The organism is Siccirubricoccus phaeus, from assembly GCF_008360935.1.
In the GTDB taxonomy this organism is placed as follows: Bacteria; Pseudomonadota; Alphaproteobacteria; order Acetobacterales; family Acetobacteraceae; genus Siccirubricoccus; species Siccirubricoccus phaeus.
On sequence record NZ_SRXO01000026.1, the window covers coordinates 1 to 15,697 of the forward strand.

Annotated in this window: 12 protein-coding genes; 6 read left to right on the top strand and 6 right to left on the bottom strand. The window is 72.3% G+C overall.

The window, feature by feature from the left end; genetic code table 11:
- Positions 1-630: 630 nt before the first annotated feature.
- The gene (gene hemE, locus E5N76_RS25250) at positions 631-1,680 is read right to left on the bottom strand and encodes a uroporphyrinogen decarboxylase (protein ID WP_149540397.1); all 1,050 of its coding nucleotides are present in this window, start codon (positions 1,678-1,680) and stop codon (positions 631-633) included.
- A gap of 313 nt (positions 1,681-1,993) precedes the next feature.
- On the opposite strand from hemE, the gene E5N76_RS25255 reads away from it, so the two are divergent.
- The 3 genes from E5N76_RS25255 (at position 1,994) to E5N76_RS25265 (ending at position 6,290) form a co-directional block, all read left to right on the top strand.
- On the top strand, positions 1,994-2,887 hold the full coding sequence (locus E5N76_RS25255; RefSeq protein ID WP_149540399.1) for a pyruvate, water dikinase regulatory protein: 894 nt from the start codon (positions 1,994-1,996) through the stop codon (positions 2,885-2,887).
- The gene (locus tag E5N76_RS25260) at positions 2,888-3,511 is read left to right on the top strand and encodes a Maf family protein (protein WP_149540400.1); all 624 of its coding nucleotides are present in this window, start codon (positions 2,888-2,890) and stop codon (positions 3,509-3,511) included.
- Positions 3,512-3,923: 412 nt separating this feature from the next.
- Complete coding sequence (locus tag E5N76_RS25265) at positions 3,924-6,290, top strand: ATP-binding protein (RefSeq protein ID WP_207792109.1); 2,367 nt, start codon at positions 3,924-3,926, stop codon at positions 6,288-6,290.
- Positions 6,291-6,578: 288 nt separating this feature from the next.
- Here the strand turns inward: E5N76_RS25265 and E5N76_RS25270 are convergent, their stop codons facing one another.
- The 5 genes from E5N76_RS25270 to E5N76_RS25290 all read right to left on the bottom strand — a co-directional run bounded on the left by E5N76_RS25270 (position 6,579) and on the right by E5N76_RS25290 (position 11,053).
- Entirely contained in the window at positions 6,579-6,968 is a 390-nt protein-coding gene (locus E5N76_RS25270) for a helix-turn-helix domain-containing protein (RefSeq protein ID WP_149540401.1), read from the bottom strand.
- Between the two features lie 172 nt (positions 6,969-7,140).
- Positions 7,141-7,689 carry a Smr/MutS family protein gene (locus E5N76_RS25275; RefSeq protein WP_149540403.1) on the bottom strand — a complete coding sequence of 183 codons (549 nt, stop codon included), beginning with the start codon at positions 7,687-7,689 and terminating at the stop codon, positions 7,141-7,143.
- Entirely contained in the window at positions 7,689-8,399 is a 711-nt protein-coding gene (locus tag E5N76_RS25280; protein WP_149540406.1) for a LutC/YkgG family protein, read from the bottom strand. Before E5N76_RS25280 ends, E5N76_RS25275 begins: the two co-directional genes overlap by 1 nt.
- A gap of 130 nt (positions 8,400-8,529) precedes the next feature.
- Positions 8,530-9,966: a LutB/LldF family L-lactate oxidation iron-sulfur protein gene (locus tag E5N76_RS25285; protein WP_149540408.1), complete on the bottom strand. Its 1,437-nt coding sequence runs from the start codon at positions 9,964-9,966 to the stop codon at positions 8,530-8,532.
- An 82-nt stretch (positions 9,967-10,048) separates the two neighbouring features.
- Complete coding sequence (locus E5N76_RS25290; protein ID WP_149540410.1) at positions 10,049-11,053, bottom strand: 2-hydroxyacid dehydrogenase; 1,005 nt, start codon at positions 11,051-11,053, stop codon at positions 10,049-10,051.
- A gap of 442 nt (positions 11,054-11,495) precedes the next feature.
- Between E5N76_RS25290 and leuS the strand changes: the two genes are divergently transcribed.
- From leuS to holA, 3 genes are read left to right on the top strand one after another with little or no spacing between them, the layout of a single operon-like run.
- Positions 11,496-14,123: a leucine--tRNA ligase gene (gene leuS / locus E5N76_RS25295; protein ID WP_149540552.1), complete on the top strand. Its 2,628-nt coding sequence runs from the start codon at positions 11,496-11,498 to the stop codon at positions 14,121-14,123.
- The gene (lptE, locus tag E5N76_RS25300; protein WP_187830394.1) at positions 14,089-14,667 is read left to right on the top strand and encodes an LPS assembly lipoprotein LptE; all 579 of its coding nucleotides are present in this window, start codon (positions 14,089-14,091) and stop codon (positions 14,665-14,667) included. The genes leuS and lptE overlap by 35 nt, the downstream gene beginning before the upstream one ends.
- A gap of 9 nt (positions 14,668-14,676) precedes the next feature.
- Positions 14,677-15,696, top strand: a complete 1,020-nt coding sequence (holA, locus tag E5N76_RS25305; RefSeq protein ID WP_149540414.1) for a DNA polymerase III subunit delta — start codon at positions 14,677-14,679, stop codon at positions 15,694-15,696.
- Position 15,697 lies beyond the last annotated feature (1 nt).

Below are 15,697 nucleotides of genomic sequence, written 5' to 3' on the forward strand. Positions count from 1 at the left end.
CAGCTTGCCCAGGCAGTGCGGTTCCATCTTCGCCCATTGCGCGTCAGTCAGAACGAATCGCTCCATCCAGAGCTTGAATCACATCTCGCACAGGTCGCAAATCCCAAATCTCAACAGACCCTAGAGCAGATCGCCGGAGGGCGGCATCGCCCGGAGGCGTGAAGCTGCTCTACAATCCATACGCTAGAACGGTTTCGCGCTGCACAGTCAGCGTGAAACCGCTCTAGGGCGTGGCGCCCTCGCCTTTGTCCACGCACCCCGCTCCAGCTCTTCTTGGCCGCCTGATGCAAGGTTTCGGTTGATTCAACCGCGAACGTTCACGCTCCGAGGCAGGGTCGGCCGGAGTGGACCGACCGAAGGCATCGGGCAATGGCCGGGGCGCGAGCCGATGCGGCGGCACCATGCCGGGGCAAGCCCGATCGCCCCGGGGTGAGTTCGTCGAGTGGGGGCGGAGGTCATGCGTGCAGGAGGCAGGCATCTCGCTCGGGCCTTCGCAGGGCCCGCGGCGGCGGTGGCTGCCGCGGGCCGCGCCCCAGGCGGAGGGGCCGCAGCCGGACAGCCATGGCCCTGCCAGCAGCGCCTCCCCGGCGCCGGCCTCCCCGGCCCCGGCAGCGGCATCGTGGGGAATGGCTATCCCCCCCGCACCAGCCGCACCAGCGCCGCGACATGCTCGGGCGGCGTCACCTTCTCGATCCCATGGCCCAGGTTGAAGATGAAGGGCCAGCCGCGCATCGCACCCAGGATGCTGCGCGCCTCCGCCTCCAGCGCGATGCCGCCGGCGACCAGCGCCAGCGGGTCGAGATTCCCCTGCAGCGCCTGCCCCGGCTGCACCGCCCCGGCCGCCCAGCGCAGATCCATGCCCGTATCCACCCCCAGGCCCTGCACCCCCGTCCGCTGGGCATATTCCGCCAGCAGCGGCCCGGCCAGGCGGGGGAAGCCGATCACCGGCAGATCCGGCCGCGCCTTCTTCACCGCCCGCACCAGCAGCGCGGTGGGCTCGATCACCCAGCGGCGGAACTGGCTCGGCGCCAGCAGCCCGGCCCAGCTGTCGAACAGCATCAGCGCTTCCGCCCCGGCCGCCGCCTGGGCCAGCAGATACTCGGCCGTCGCCTCCACCAGGGTGCGGATCAGCTTGCCGAACAGGCCGGGATCGGCATAGGCCAGCCCGCGGGTCGCGGCGAAATCCCGGCTGCCATGGCCCTCCACCATGTAGCAGGCGACGGTGAAGGGGCTGCCGGCGAAGCCGATCAGCGCGGTGCGCGGCGCCTGCGCCTCCAGCATCGCCCGCGCCAGCCGCACCGTCTCGAAGATCGGTGCCGCCCGTTCCAGCACGGCCCCGGGCGCCAGCGCGGCGATCGCCGCGGCATCGCGCACCGGCGCCAGCACCGGCCCCTCGCCTTCGGCGAAGCGCAAGGGCTGGCCCATGGCCCAGGGCACCATGAGGATGTCGGAGAACAGGATGGCGCCATCCATGCCGTAGCGGCGGATGGGCTGCAGCGTCACCTCGGCGGCCAGCTCCGGCGTGGTGCAGAGGCTGATGAAATCCCCTGCCTCCGCCCGCACCTCCCGGTATTCCGGCAGGTAGCGGCCGGCCTGGCGCATCAGCCACAGCGGCGGCGGCCAGACGGCCTCCCCGGCCAGGGCGCGCAGCAGGGGTTTCTCGGGGGGCAGGCCGGCCATCGCGTTCTCCTTGGCCCCGCCATCCTACCTGCAAACAAAGAGTCTTCGAAGATTGGGGTAGCCTGTAGGGCCTGTGGAAGCCGGGGATGCAATGCAACCCGCCCTTGTCCACAGCGTCATCCACCCCGGCGGCGTGCCGCAAGCCCTTCAGCCACAGGGGAATTCCGGTGCCCTCCCCGCAACCGGCAACGCCTCCCGCCGCTTCGGCCACAGGCGGGGTGGCGGCGGGACCTATCCTCCTTCATCCCCAGGCGCCGGCTTGCGGCCCAGGGTTTTCCCCGGCATCCACAGCGATCCACGCTATTCTCCCGCCATGGCCCACCGTTCCATCAACCTGCATCTGGTCTCCGACAGCACGGGGGAGACGCTGAACTCCATCGCCCGCGCCACCCTGGCGCGGTTCGAGGATCACCATGTCCTGCACCATCGCTGGAGCCTCATCCGCTCCCGCCTGCAGCTCGACCGGGTGCTGGAGGGGCTGAACCATGAGCCGGGGCCGGTGCTCTTCACCCTGGTGGACCGCAGCCTGCGGCATGCGCTGGAGGAAGCCTGCCAGCGCCTCGGCGTGCCCTGCCTGTCCGTGCTGGACCAGGTGATGGATCTGCTGGCCGGCCAGCTCGGCGCCCAGGCGCGGGAGAAGCGGGCGGCCCAGCATGTGATGGATGCGGATTACTTCCGCCGCATCGACGCCATGCATTACGTCCTCTCGCATGATGACGGCCAGGGCACGGCCGGCATCGCGGAGGCCGATGTCTGCCTGGTCGGCGTCTCCCGCTCCTCCAAGACGCCCACCTGCTTCTACCTGGCGAACCGCGGCATCAAGGCGGCCAACGTCCCCATCGTGCCGGGCGCCAGGCTGCCGCCGGAGCTGGAGAATCCCCCCTGCCCCGTGGTCGGGCTGACCATCGACACCCAGGCGCTGATCGAGATCCGCCGCCACCGCCTCAAGCTGATCGGCGCCGCCGGCGTGCGGCAGGACAGCAACGACTATATCGACCATGACAGCGTGAAGGCGGAGATCCTCGCCGCCCGCCGGCTCTGCACCGCCCGCGGCTGGCCGGTGATCGACGTGACCCGTCGCAGCATCGAGGAGACGGCGGCCACCGTGCTGCAGCTCATGGAGGCCTGGCACCAGCGGCATGAGCGGCCGGCGCCGCAGCCGGTCGACCCCGCGGCCGAGGTGCTGGTCGGCCGCGGGGGCGCCTGAATGACCGGGATCCTGCTCCAGGCGCCGGAGCCGCGGCTGGTCCTCGCCAGCCAGAGCAGCGCCCGCCGCGCCGTGCTGGCCGCCGCCGGCCTCGTCTTCACCGCGGAGGCGGCTGCGGTGGACGAGGCGGCGATCAAGGAAGGCTGCCGCGCGGAGGGCATCCCGGCCGAGGACGCCGCCATGCTGCTGGCCGAGGCCAAGGCGGAGCGCATCGCCCGCCGCCGGCCGGAGGCGCTGGTGCTGGGCGCCGACCAGATGCTGGTCTGCGACGGCGCCTGGTTCGACAAGCCCGCCGACCTGGCGGCCGCCCGGGCGCAGCTCCTGACGCTGCGCGGCAAGCCGCATGTGCTGGTGACGGCGCTGGTCGCCTGGCGGGACGGCCGGCGGATCTGGCAGCATCTGGCGCGGCCGCGCCTGGCGATGCGCGACTTTTCCGAGGCCTTCCTCGACGCCTATCTGGCGGCGGAGGGGGAGGCGGTGCTGGGCTCGGTCGGCGCCTACCGGCTGGAAGGGCTGGGGCCGCATCTGTTCCGGACGGTGGAGGGGGAGCACAGCGCCATCCTCGGCCTGCCCCTGCTGCCGCTGCTGGGCTTCCTCCGCCAGCACGGCGTGCTGCTGGGCTGAGGGACCGGCGCCCCCGGGGACCGGGCCGGCTCCCGCCAGGGGCTCCGGCTTGGAGCATTTTCAGGTCCGGCGGGATCGCCGGACGGTCCGGAAAAAGCGACAGAACAAGAAGCCGGAGCGGGTTCACCGAGCACAGGCGAGGTGAAACCGCTCCAGACCCTCGGGTTCGGGCTGCCGGGGTCCGCGGCGCGGGGGCGGAGCCCCATTCTTCCCGCGGATGCCGTCCGCGCCGGACGTCACGGCAACGTGATGATGCCGCCAAAGGCCCGGCGCAAGGCGCCATCCGCAGCCGCCAGGCGCGCCGCCTACCGTTTCGCGCGAATTCCCCCCGCCCAGATACCGCCTTGCCGATCAGCCGCGCGGCGTGACATTTCCGAGGGCAGCTTCGTTCCAAGGCGCGGCAGAGCCGATCGTGGAAAGCCCCTATCCGACAAGGCTGGCCGGCCCCGGCATGGCGGGCCGGTCGGTCAGCTTTCATCTGGCCCGCTTCGCGGTGGCGCTGGTGCTGCCCATCCTTGTCGGGCTGGGCCTGATGCTCTGGCAAAGGGCGGAGGCGGAGCGCGCCGCGCTGCAGGAAAGTGCCACGGAAGCGGCGCAGTCCGCCGCCCTGGCGGTGGACCGGGAGCTGGTCGGGCTCAGCGCCGCGCTGGAGGTGATGCTGGTCTCGCGCGAGCTGCGGGAGGGCAACCTGGCCGGCTTCCACCGCCAGGCCAGCGCGGTGCGGGACCGGCTGGGGCTGCAGGTGGTGCTGCGGGAGCGGGACGGGACGCAGCTCGTCAACACCCGCCTGCCCTGGGGTACGGACCTGCCCCGCGCCGCCCTGCCGGATCCCGGCCCGGCGCTGTGGGAGGGCGGCCGGCCGGTGGTCTCCGACCTCTTCCTGGGCGCGGTCACCGGCACGGCGATGTTTGCCGTGCAGGGCGGGGTGCGGCTGCCGGATGGGCGGCAGGCGATCCTCGGCCTCAGCCTGCCGGTGGAGCGCATCCGCCAGCTCCTGGTCGAGGAAGGGGTGCCGGAGGGCTGGACCCTGGCGGTGGTGGACGGCGCCGGGCGGATCCTGGCGCGCAACATCCGGCACGAGGAACTGGTCGGCCGCGAGGCGACCGCCGATCTCCGGGCCAATACCCAGGGCCAGGGCGGCACCTGGCGCGGCACCACGCTGGACGGCACGAAGGCGCTCGGCGCCTATGCCGTCACCCGCCTCGCCGGCTGGCGGGTCGCGGTCGGCGTGCCGGAGCAGCAGCTCACGGCGCCGCTGCATGACTCCCTCCGGCTGCTGGCCGGGGTCGGCTTCGCGCTGCTGCTGATCTCCGCCCTGCTGGCCTTCCTCTTCGCCCGCGCCATCGCCCTGCCGCTGCAGGCCCTGGCGCGGCAGGCCGCGGCGCTCGGCCGCGGCGAGAGGCTGCGCCTCACCCAGACCCGGGTGCGGGAGATCGGCGAGATCAGCCTCGCCATGGTCGAGGCTTCCCGCCGCCTGCGCGCGCGGGAAGCGGAGCTGCAGACGCTGAATGCCGGGCTGGAGCGGCATGTGGAGGAGCGGACGGAGGAGCTGAGCGAGGCCAATGCCCGGCTGCGCGCCGAGGCAGCGGAGCGGGAGCGGGCCGAGGCGCAATTCCGCCAGGCGCAGAAGATGGAGGCGGTGGGGCGGCTGACCGGCGGCGTGGCGCATGACTTCAACAACCTGCTGACCGTCGTCATCGGCAACCTCTCGCTGATCCGCCGGCAGATCGGGCCGGAGGCGCCGGAGCGGCTGCAGCGCGCGGTGCATGGCGCGGATGAGGGGGCGCGGCGGGCGGCGGAGCTGACGCGGCGCCTGCTGGCGTTCTCCCGCCAGCAGGCGCTGGCGCCGGAGCCGGTGGAGGTGAACCGGCTGGTGGCCGGCATGTCCGACCTGCTGCAGCGGACGATCGGCGAGGAGGTGCAGGTGGAGACCGTGCTCGCCGGCGGGCTGTGGCGGGCGCTGGTGGACCCCAACCAGCTCGAGAGCGCGCTGCTGAACCTCGCCGTGAATGCGCGGGACGCGATGCCGGAGGGCGGCAAGCTGACCATCGAGACCGCCAACGCCCATCTGGACGAGGCCTATGCCGCGGCGCGGGCGGAGGTGCGGCCCGGCCAGTATGTGATGGTCTCGGTCTCCGACACCGGCACCGGCATGACGCCGGAGGTGCTGGCCCGCGCCTTCGAGCCCTTCTTCACGACCAAGCCGGTGGGCAAGGGCACCGGGCTCGGGCTCAGCCAGGTCTATGGCTTCGCCAAGCAGACAGGCGGCCATGCGGCGATCTACAGCGAGCTGGGGCAGGGCACGGTGGTAAAGCTCTATTTGCCGCGGATGCGGGAGAGCGGGCCGGTGCCGATCGCGCCGACGCCCGGCATCCAGGACCCGCTGCCGCTGGCGCCGGGCCGGGGCGAGACGGTGCTGCTGGTGGAGGATGAGCCGATGGTGCGCGACTTCGCCGCCACGGCGCTGGAGGATGCCGGCTACCGCGTGTTGCTGGCGGATCAGGGCCCCGCGGCGATCGCGCTGCTGGAGACGCATCCGGAGATCGCGCTGGTCTTCACCGATGTGGTGCTGACCGGGCCGATGAACGGCCGCGCCCTGGCGGATGTGGTGGCGGCGCGCTGGCCGAAGCTGCCGGTGCTGTTCTCCACCGGCTATACCCGCAACGCCATCATCCACCATGGCCGGCTGGACCCGGGGGTGGAGCTGCTGAACAAGCCCTATACCGGCAATGCGCTGGCGGCGAAGGTGCGGCAGATGCTGGATGCGCGGAAGGGGTGAAGATCGGGGGCTTCGCCCCTTGGCGGCAGTGCCGCCAACCTCCCGCCGTGCGAGTTTCAGCCCGACGGTTCGACCAGCAGACTCACGGCGGGGTCCGGGGGGAAGCCTTCCCCCCGGCGGGGGCTAGAGCGGGATCGGTTGAGCTGCGCTCACCCGCCCCGCTCTAGCTCATTGTTCGGTCGCGTGATTCACGGTTTCGGTCGATTCGACCTCAACCGATCACGCTCTAGGGGCAGCACCCATGGTGGGGGGTCGGCGGCACTGCCGCCAAGGGGCGAAGCCCCCAACCTATCGCCGATGACGCCCCGCACGCGGCGCTTCCGCCGGCAGCGCGTCCAGCTCCGCCGCCATGCGGCGCAGCGCCTCGGCGGGCAGGCGGTGGATGTCCCGCGCCAGGCGGTTGGCCAGCGCCGTCGCTTCCGGGCTGAGGCCGGAGGTGTCCACCACGACCCGCGGGTGGGAGAGGCGGGCGAGCCGCACCATCTCCTCCGCATCGTCCCAGATCAGGCCGAAATATTCGTTCACCTGGTGGATGAGGCCGGGGGAGGGGCGGCCGCGATGGCCGTGCTCCAGCGCCGAGAGATAGGCGGCGGAGACGTGCAGCGCCCGCGCCAGTTCGGCGAGGCCGATGCCGCGGCCTTCCCGCAACGCGCGCAGCCGGGCGCCGAACGGGGTCATGGCACCACCCGGGATGCCGTTGCGTGGTGCCGTGGGGGGCCCGGAGGTGGTCCCCACATCGCCGCGCAGCGCCAAGGGGCCGCCGCGGGCCGCCGCATCCTCGCGCCCCCACACGGCCTGAGGCGGCAGGGTCGCGGCAGCGCCACGGGCGGCGCGATCCGCGAGGCGGCGCTCATGGGCCGCGCGGACGGCGCAGCAGCAGGTGCACGGCGCCTGGGTTGGTGGCGTGCGGATGGGCGGCGCCGAGCAGCAGGCCGCGCAGCTCCGGCGCGTTCAGCCAATGCGGCAATTCCCGCCGCAGCACCCCGCCTTCCAGCGCCGAGCCCTTGCCGGTGACGATGGCGACGCAGCGCAGCCCTTCCGCATGCGCCTGGAAGAGGAAATGGCGGACGGCGCCATGCGCCTCCTGCACCCGCCTGCCATGCAGGTCCAGGGTGCGTTCCGGCTTCATCGCGCCACGCTTCAGCGCTTTCCAGCGCCTGGCGTCCAGCCCGGCCGGGGCGGCGCCGACATGCAGCTCCGGCACATGGCGCGGCGGCGGGGCGTGGCGCGGCGGCGGGGCAGGGGGCGCGGCTGGGGCCGGCGCGGGCGCGGGCGGCGGCGGGGCCGGGGGCGGCGGGGCGAGTTCCTTGCCGGGCAGGGGGGTGATGGCGGCGCGCGCCGTATAGGCCTGCCACAGGGCGCGATCCGCCGCCGTCAGCCCGCGCCGGCGGGTGGACATCAGGCGGCGGGCGGCAGCGCCGCCGGGTCGTCATCCAGCAGCAGGATGTGCAGCCGCCGCGGGCCATGCGCGCCGAGCTCCAGCGTCTGCTCGATATCGGCGGAGCGGCTGGGGCCGGTGACGAACATGACGTTGCGCGGCATGTGGCCGCCGGTGCGGGCGTCCCGGTGCTCGGCGCGCAGCGCGTCCCAGGCTTCCTCATAGGCGCCGTGGATGCGGCTGGCGCGCAGCAGCACCACGGCGGTGTCGGCCAGCAGGTTCAGCGTGGTCGGGCGTTCCGGGGCGGAGGGGAGCATCAGCGTGCCGGTCTCCGCGATGCCGGCGAAGCCGTGCTGCAGGCTGACCTGGTCCGTGCCCTGGGCACGGCGCGGCTCCGGCTGCAGCAGCGGGCGGCTGTCCCAGGGGATGCCGAGCAGTTCGGGGTGCGGCGCCATGGGGAAGGCGGCGGGCAGGTTCTGCGCCGCCAGGTAGTCGGCCAGCGCGGCGGGCACGGCGGCGAGGTCCGGCACCCGCTCCACCGTGCCGAATTCCTTCTCCACATTGCGGATGAAGAGGGCGACCTGCTCCGGCCGCGGCAGGCGGGAGCGGGCGGGGATGAGATGGCGCGGATGGCTGGCGAGGCGGCCATCCAGCATCGCGCGCTGGTCGGCGGGCAGGGGGCCGCGCTTCAGGCCGCGGCGGATGGCGCCGAGGATGGCGTCCCGGCTCATCGCCTGGCGGGCTCCCCGGGGGTGGGGCGGCGCTGGGCACAGGCGGCGCAATGCCCCGGGGTGGGCAGGCGGCGCTTCGGGCCGGCGCCCGGGCGGCGCGGGGGAGGTGGCGGGAGAGTCGCCATCGCCGTCACCGCCGCCGCTGCCCGGCCGCGTAGCGGGCCATGAAGGTGCCGCCCGGTTCGGGCACCGGCAGGTCCCGCCCCTTGGTCCAATTGCCGGCGAGGGGCAGGGAGCGGAAGGCGCCCTTGCCCCCAAGGGACCATTTGCCCAGCAGGCCGAGCGCGCCGATCGCCGCCCGCGTGGCCAGCCGGTAAAGGCCGGGGCGGCGGGCGAAGAAGGCCCAGAGGCCGAGGCCCCAGCGGGCGGCGCCGGGCGTCAGGTGGCGTTCGAATTCGCGTTCCCGCCAGTGGCGCATCATGCCGGGCAGCGGGATCTTCACCGGGCAGACGCTTTCGCAGCGGCCGCAGAAGGTGGAGGCGTTGGGCAGGTTGCCGGTCTTCTCCACCCCGACCAGAGAGGGGGTGAGGACGCTGCCCATCGGTCCCGGATAGACCCAGCCATAGGCATGGCCGCCCACCGCGCCATAGACTGGGCAATGGTTCATGCAGGCGGCGCAGCGGATGCAGCGCAGCATCTCCTGGAACTCGGTGCCGATCATGTTGGAGCGGCCATTGTCGACCAGCACCACATGGTATTCTTCCGGCCCATCGAGGTCGCCGGGGCGGCGGCTGCCGGTGGAGAAGGTGGTGTAGACGGAGAAATCCTGGCCGGTGGCGGAGCGCGCCAGCAGGCGGAGCAGGGAGGTGCAGTCCTCCAGCGTCGGCACCACCTTCTCGATGCTCGCCAGCGCGATATGGATGCGCGGCAGGGTCTGGGTCAGGTCGCCATTGCCCTCATTCGTCACGATGACGGAGGAGCCGGTCTCGGCGATGAGGAAATTGGCGCCGGTGATGCCGACATCGGCGGCGAGGAAGCGCTCCCGCAGCCGGGTGCGGGCCTCGGCCAGGATGTCGCGGCGCTCGGCGAAGACGCGGTCCTTCGGCAGGTCCGTGTGCATGCGGCGGAAATCCGCCTCCCAATCCTCCCGGTTCAGGTGGAAGGCGGGGGCGATGATGTGGCTGGGCGGCTCGTCGCGGAGCTGCAGGATGTACTCGCCGAGGTCCGTCTCCACCGGCTGGATGCCGTGGCGTTCCAGGTGGCGGTTGATCCCGAGCTCCTCGGAGATCATCGACTTGCCCTTGGTGACGGTGCGGGCGCCGGCGCGGCGGCAGATGGCGAGGACCGCGTCGCGTGCCTCATCCGCCGTGCTGCACCAATGCACCTGGCCGCCGGCCTTCTCCACATTGGCAGCGAAGGTTTCGAGGTAGTGGTCGAGATTCGCCAGGGTGTGGTTCTTGATGTCCCGGCCGATGTCGCGCAGGCGTTCGAATTCCGGCAGGTTGGCGACGGCGGCGGCGCGGCGCTGCAGGAAGGCGCCCTTGGCGGTGCCGAGCGCCTTCTGCAGCCCGGCATCTTCCAGGGCACGGGCGGCATTCTGCTTGAAGGCGGGGGAGGTGATCTGCACGGGGTCGCTCCTCTGCGCCCTATGTAGCGGGTTTGCCGCCGGAGGTCAGGCCATGCGGCGGACCTTTGCGGGGCGGCGGCCCTCAGCCGCTGCGCGCCACCGGAAAGCGCGGCACCCCAGTCGCCTCGAATTCCGAGATGTTCCCGATCGTGACCTCGCCGATCGCCGCCAGCGCCTCCGCGGTGAAGAAGGCCTGGTGGGCGGTGACGAGAACATTCGGGAAGGTCAGCAGCCGGGTGAAGACGTCGTCCTGGATCACCTGGCCGGAGAGGTCCTCGAAGAACAGCCCCGCCTCCTCCTCATAGACATCGAGGCCGAGATAGCCGATCCGACCGCTCTTCAGCCCCGCGATCACCGCCGCCGTATCCACCAGGGCGCCGCGGCTGGTGTTCACCAGCATCACCCCGGGGCGCATCCGCGCCACCGCCGCGGCGTCGATCAGGTGGCGGGTCTCCGGCGTCAGCGGGCAATGCAGGGTGACGATATCCGCCACCGCCAGCAGCTCCGGCAAGGGCACGTAGCGCACTCCGGCGGCCGCCAGCCCGGCCTCCTCCACCGGATCGAAGGCCGGGACCTGGCAACCGAAGCCCAGCATGATGCGCGCCACCGCCGCGCCGATCCGCCCGGTGCCGACCACCCCCACCACCCGGTCCTTCAGGTCGAAGCCCAGCAGCCCGTCCAGGGCGAAATTCCCTTCCCGCACCCGGTTGTAGGCGCGGTGGATCTTGCGGTTCAGGGCAAGGATGAGCGCCACCGTGTGCTCCGCCACCGCATCCGGCGAATAGGCCGGCACCCGCCCGACGGCGATGCCGAGCGCCGCCGCCGCGGCGAGATCCACATTGTTGAAGCCGGCGCAGCGCAGCGCCGCCAGCCGCACCCCCTGGGCCGCGAGGGCCGCCAGCGTCGCCGCGTCCAGCTCGTCATTCACGAAGGCGCAGACGGCGCCGGCGCCATCCGCCAGCACCGCCGTGGCTTGGCCCAGCCGCGGTTCCAGGTAGCGCAGGGCATGCGGCCGGCCGGCAGCGGCATTGGCGGCATCCAGGCAGGCCCGGTCATAGGGCTTGGTGCTGAAGACGGCGACGTCCATCCGCTTCTCCTTCGTGGCAGGGCCGGCCCGGGCGGGCAGGGCGAAGCCGCACCGCCCGGCCCCCGGGGCGACGTGACGGACGCAGCCTATCCCGGCCGGCGCCCGGGCGGTGATTTCGCAGGCCCGGCGGGCCCGCGCATTCCCCGACCGGGCACGTCGCCGGCGGCATGGCAGCATCGCCACCCCTGGGAACCCTCGGATGGCGGAGGATCAGGTTGCCCCAGGCCTCCACCTGCTCAGCCTGCTGAACAGCGCGGCGCAGCGGGTCGCGGTTGCCACCGCCATCTGCTCTCCTCGGCATTCCGACGGTGCTCCTGCGCTTCCGAGGGAACCCGGCCTGCCCGGTGCGCCGGGGCGCTCCTGCCCGGCGGGCAGGGCGGAGGCTTCCCCTGCCGCGCACCTCGCCCTATTCCCTTGGACGAATTCTTGCCCAGCGATGCCGATGACCGACGCCAGCCCCGAGACCAGCAGCGAGCCGCGTGGCGACCTGCGCCACGACTTCAAGACCGCCGAGCCGCGCTGGCAGGCGGAATGGGAGAAGCGCGCCTGCTTCGCCGTGCCGGACGTGCCGGACGGCACCAAGCCGAAGTACTATGTTCTTGAGATGTTCCCGTACCCCAGTGGCAAGATCCATATGGGGCATGTCCGCAACTACACGCTGGGCGATGTGGTGGCGCGCTACAAGCGGGCGCGCGGCCATCTGGTGATGCACCCGATGGGCTGGGACGCCTTCGGCCTGCCGGCGGAGAATGCGGCGCGGGAGCGCGGCATCCATCCCGGCACCTGGACCTACCAGAACATCGCCAATATGCGCGCCGAGCTGCAGCGCATGGGCCTCTCCCTGGAATGGGCCCGGGAATTCGCGACCTGCGATCCCGAATATTACGGCCAACAGCAGAAGCTGTTCCTCGATTTCTACCGGGCCGGCCTGGTGGAGCGGAAGGAAAGCTGGGTGAATTGGGACCCGGTGGACGGCACCGTGCTGGCGAATGAGCAGGTGATCGACGGGCGCGGCTGGCGCTCCGGCGCGCTGGTGGAGAAGAAGAAGCTCAGCCAGTGGTTCTTCAGCATCACCAAATACGCGCCGGACCTGCTGGAGGCGCTGGGCGAACTGGACCGCTGGCCGGAGCGGGTGAAGCTGATGCAGGCCAATTGGATCGGCCGCAGCGAGGGGGCGCGGGTGCGCTTCCGCCTGGCCGAGGCGGTGGCGGGTCTGGACGGCGAGGTGGAAGTCTTCACCACGCGGCCGGACACGCTGTTCGGCATGAGCTTCCTGGCCGTCGCCGCGGAGCATCCGCTGGCCGCAGCGGCGGGGGCGAAGGACCCCGGTGCCGCGGAGTTCATCGCCGAATGCCGGCGCATGGGCACCAGCGAGGCGGCGATCGAGCAGGCGGAGAAGCGGGGCTACGACACCGGCTTCCGCGTCGCGCATCCCTTCCTGCCGGGCGTCACCTTCCCGGTCTGGATCGCCAATTTCGTGCTCATGGAATACGGCACCGGCGCCATCTTCGGCTGCCCGGCGCATGACGAGCGGGACTTCGAATTCGCCACGAAATACGGGCTGGCCATCACCCAGGTGGTGCGGCCGCCGGAGGACGGGGCGGAAGTGACGCTGCCCTTCACCGACCCGGGCGTGGCGGTGAATTCCGGCCCGCTGGATGGGCTGCCGACCGCCGAGGCCAAGCGCGCCGCCATCGCCCGGCTGGAGGCGAGCGGGCAGGGGACCGGCGTGGTGAATTGGCGGCTGCGCGACTGGGGCGTTTCGCGCCAACGCTACTGGGGCTGCCCCATCCCCTTCATCCATTGCGAAGCCTGCGGTGTGGTGCCGGTGCCGGACGACCAGCTTCCGGTGAAGCTGCCGGAGGATGTGGATTTCTCGAAGCCGGGCAACCCGCTGGACAACCACCCGAGCTGGAAGCATGTCGCCTGCTCGTCCTGCGGCAGGCCGGCGGTGCGGGAGACGGACACCTGCGACACCTTCGTGGACAGTAGCTGGTACTTCGCCCGCTTCTGCTCGCCGCGGGCGGCGGTGCCGGTGACGAAGGCGGCCGTCGATGCCTGGCTGCCGGTGGACCAGTATATCGGCGGCATCGAGCACGCGATCCTGCATCTGCTCTACAGCCGCTTCTTCACCCGCGGCATGCGCGACACCGGGCATCTGGAACTGACCGAGCCTTTCGCCGGGCTCTTCACCCAGGGCATGGTGACGCATGAGAGCTACAAGGGCGCGGATGGCCGCTGGCTCTACCCGGAGGAGGTGGAGTTCAGCGCCGCGCCGGACGGCACGCGCAGCGCGGTGGTGAAGGGCGGCAATGAGCCCGTGACCATCGGCCGGGTCGAGGCCATGTCCAAATCCAAGCGCAACACGGTGGATCCGGGCGCCATCATCGACCGTTACGGCGCGGATACCGCGCGCTGGTTCATCCTCTCCGACAACCCGCCGGAGCGGGACATGGAGTGGACGGAGGCCGGGGTCGCCGGCGCCTATCGCTTCAGCCAGCGGCTCTACCGGCTGGTGGCGGGGGCGGTGCCGGGGCTGCCGCCGGCGGGGGCTTCGCCGGAAGGCGCGGCGGGCGAGGCGCGGAAGCTTCGCCAGGTGACGCACCGGACCATCGCCGCGGTGACCGAGGCACTGGAAAGCTTCGGCTTCAACGTCGCCGTCGCCCGCATCCATGAATTCGCCAATGCCATTGCCGAAAGCGCCGAGACGGGCCCGGCGAAGCGGGAGGCGCTGGAGACGATCGCCCGGCTGATCTCCCCGATGATGCCGCATCTGGCGGAGGAGCTGTGGTCCCTGCTGCGTCCGGAGGAGGAAGGCGGCGAGGCGGCGCTGGTGGCGGAGCTGCCCTGGCCGGCGGCCGACCCGGCGCTGCTGCGGGCGGAGACGCTGACCCTCGCCGTGCAGGTCCTCGGCAAATTGCGCGGCACGATCGAGGTGCCGGTCGGCGCCGATGAGGCTAGCATCTTCGCCCTGGCGGAGGCGGAGGAGAATGTCGCCCGTACCATCGCCGGCCGTCCCATCCGGAAGCGCATCCATGTCCCAGGCCGAATCGTCAATTTCGTCGTCTAGCGCCCGGCTGGGGCGGCGCGCCGCGCTGACCGGGCTGCTGGGCCTGGCGGGCTGCGGCTTCCGGCCGCTCTACGGCCCGATCGATGCCGGGAATGGCAGCGGGGCGGATCTCCGCAGCGAGCTGGCCGCAGTGCGGATCGGCCCGGTCTATGAGCGGCAGGGCCAGCTCCTGCGGCGCAGCCTGCTGCGCAAATTCGAGGACAGCGCACCGGGGACGCCGGCCCGCTACCTGCTGCAGGTCTCGGTGACCGGCGGGATGGAGATACTGGGCTATCGGCGGGATGGGGCGATCACCCGGGTGCGCTACACGGCGACGGGCAATTGGAACCTGGCGACCATGGGGACGCCGCCCCAGACCATCGCCGCCTCCGCCATCCCCTACCGGACGCTGGACAGCTTCAACATCCCGGACCTGCAATTCTTCGCCGCCGATTCCGCGCGGGACGCCATGGAGGCGCGGGTGGCGGAGGAGATGTCCGAGGAGATCTTCCGCCGGGTGGCGATGGAGCTGCGGCGGCGGAGGGAAGCCGGCAGCGCGGCCTGAGGCGCCCGCATGCCGAAGATCGATGCGCGGCGGCTGGACGCCTTCCTGGCCGATCCCGGCGCCTGCCGGGTGGTGCTGCTGCATGGCGACGACCCCGGGCTGATCCGCGAAAGAGCCGAGGCGCTGGCGCGGAGCGTCGCCGGCGGGGATGCGCTGCGGCTGGTGGAGATGCCGAAGGAAGCGCTGCGCAGCCCGGCTGCCCTGGCGAATGAGGCGGCCAGCTCGCCGCTGACCGGCGGGCGGGTGCTGGTGCGGGTGCGGGATGCAGCGGACGGCAAGCAGGTGGCGGAGGCCGCCCGCGCCGCGCTGGCCGGGAAAGGGCCAGGGGTGGTGGTGATCGAGGCGCCGGAGCTGCGCGGCAGTGCGGCGCTGATGAAGGCGGTGGAGGGTTCGGCCCAAGGCGCCGTGATCGCCTGCTACCGGGAGAGGGGGGCGGAGCTGACCGGCTCCATCGGCCGGATTCTGGCGGAGCTGGGGGTGAGCGCCGAGCCGGCGGCGGTGGAGTGGCTGGCGCAGCGCCTGGGCGAAGACCGCATGAAGCTGCGGCGGGAGCTGGAGAAGCTGGCGCTCTTCGTCGGCCAGGGCGGGCGGGTGACGCCGGAGGATGCACTGGCCTGCGTGGCGGAGGGCTCCGCCCTGGATCTGGAGGAGGCGCTGATGGCGGCGCTGGCCGGGGAGGTGGCGGTGGCGGACAGGGCGCTGGACACCGCCTTCGCCGAGGGCGCCAATGCCGTGCAGGTGGTGCGGGCGGCGCTGCGGCACGTGCAGCGGCTGTATCAGGCGGCGCTGGCGGTAGCGGCAGGGGCGGAGCCGCGCCAGGCAGTGGAGGGGCTGCGGCCGCCGGTCTTCTTCCGCCACCGGCCGGCGATGGAGCGGGCGCTGCGGCTGTGGCGGAGCAGCGCGCTGGAAGCGGCGGGGAGCGCGCTGCTGGAGGCGGAGCGGCGGACCAAGACCACCGGCATCCCATCCGAGGTGGTGGCCCGGAACGCGGTGGTGGGGCTGGCGCGGCAGGCGGCGGCGCGCCGGTAGT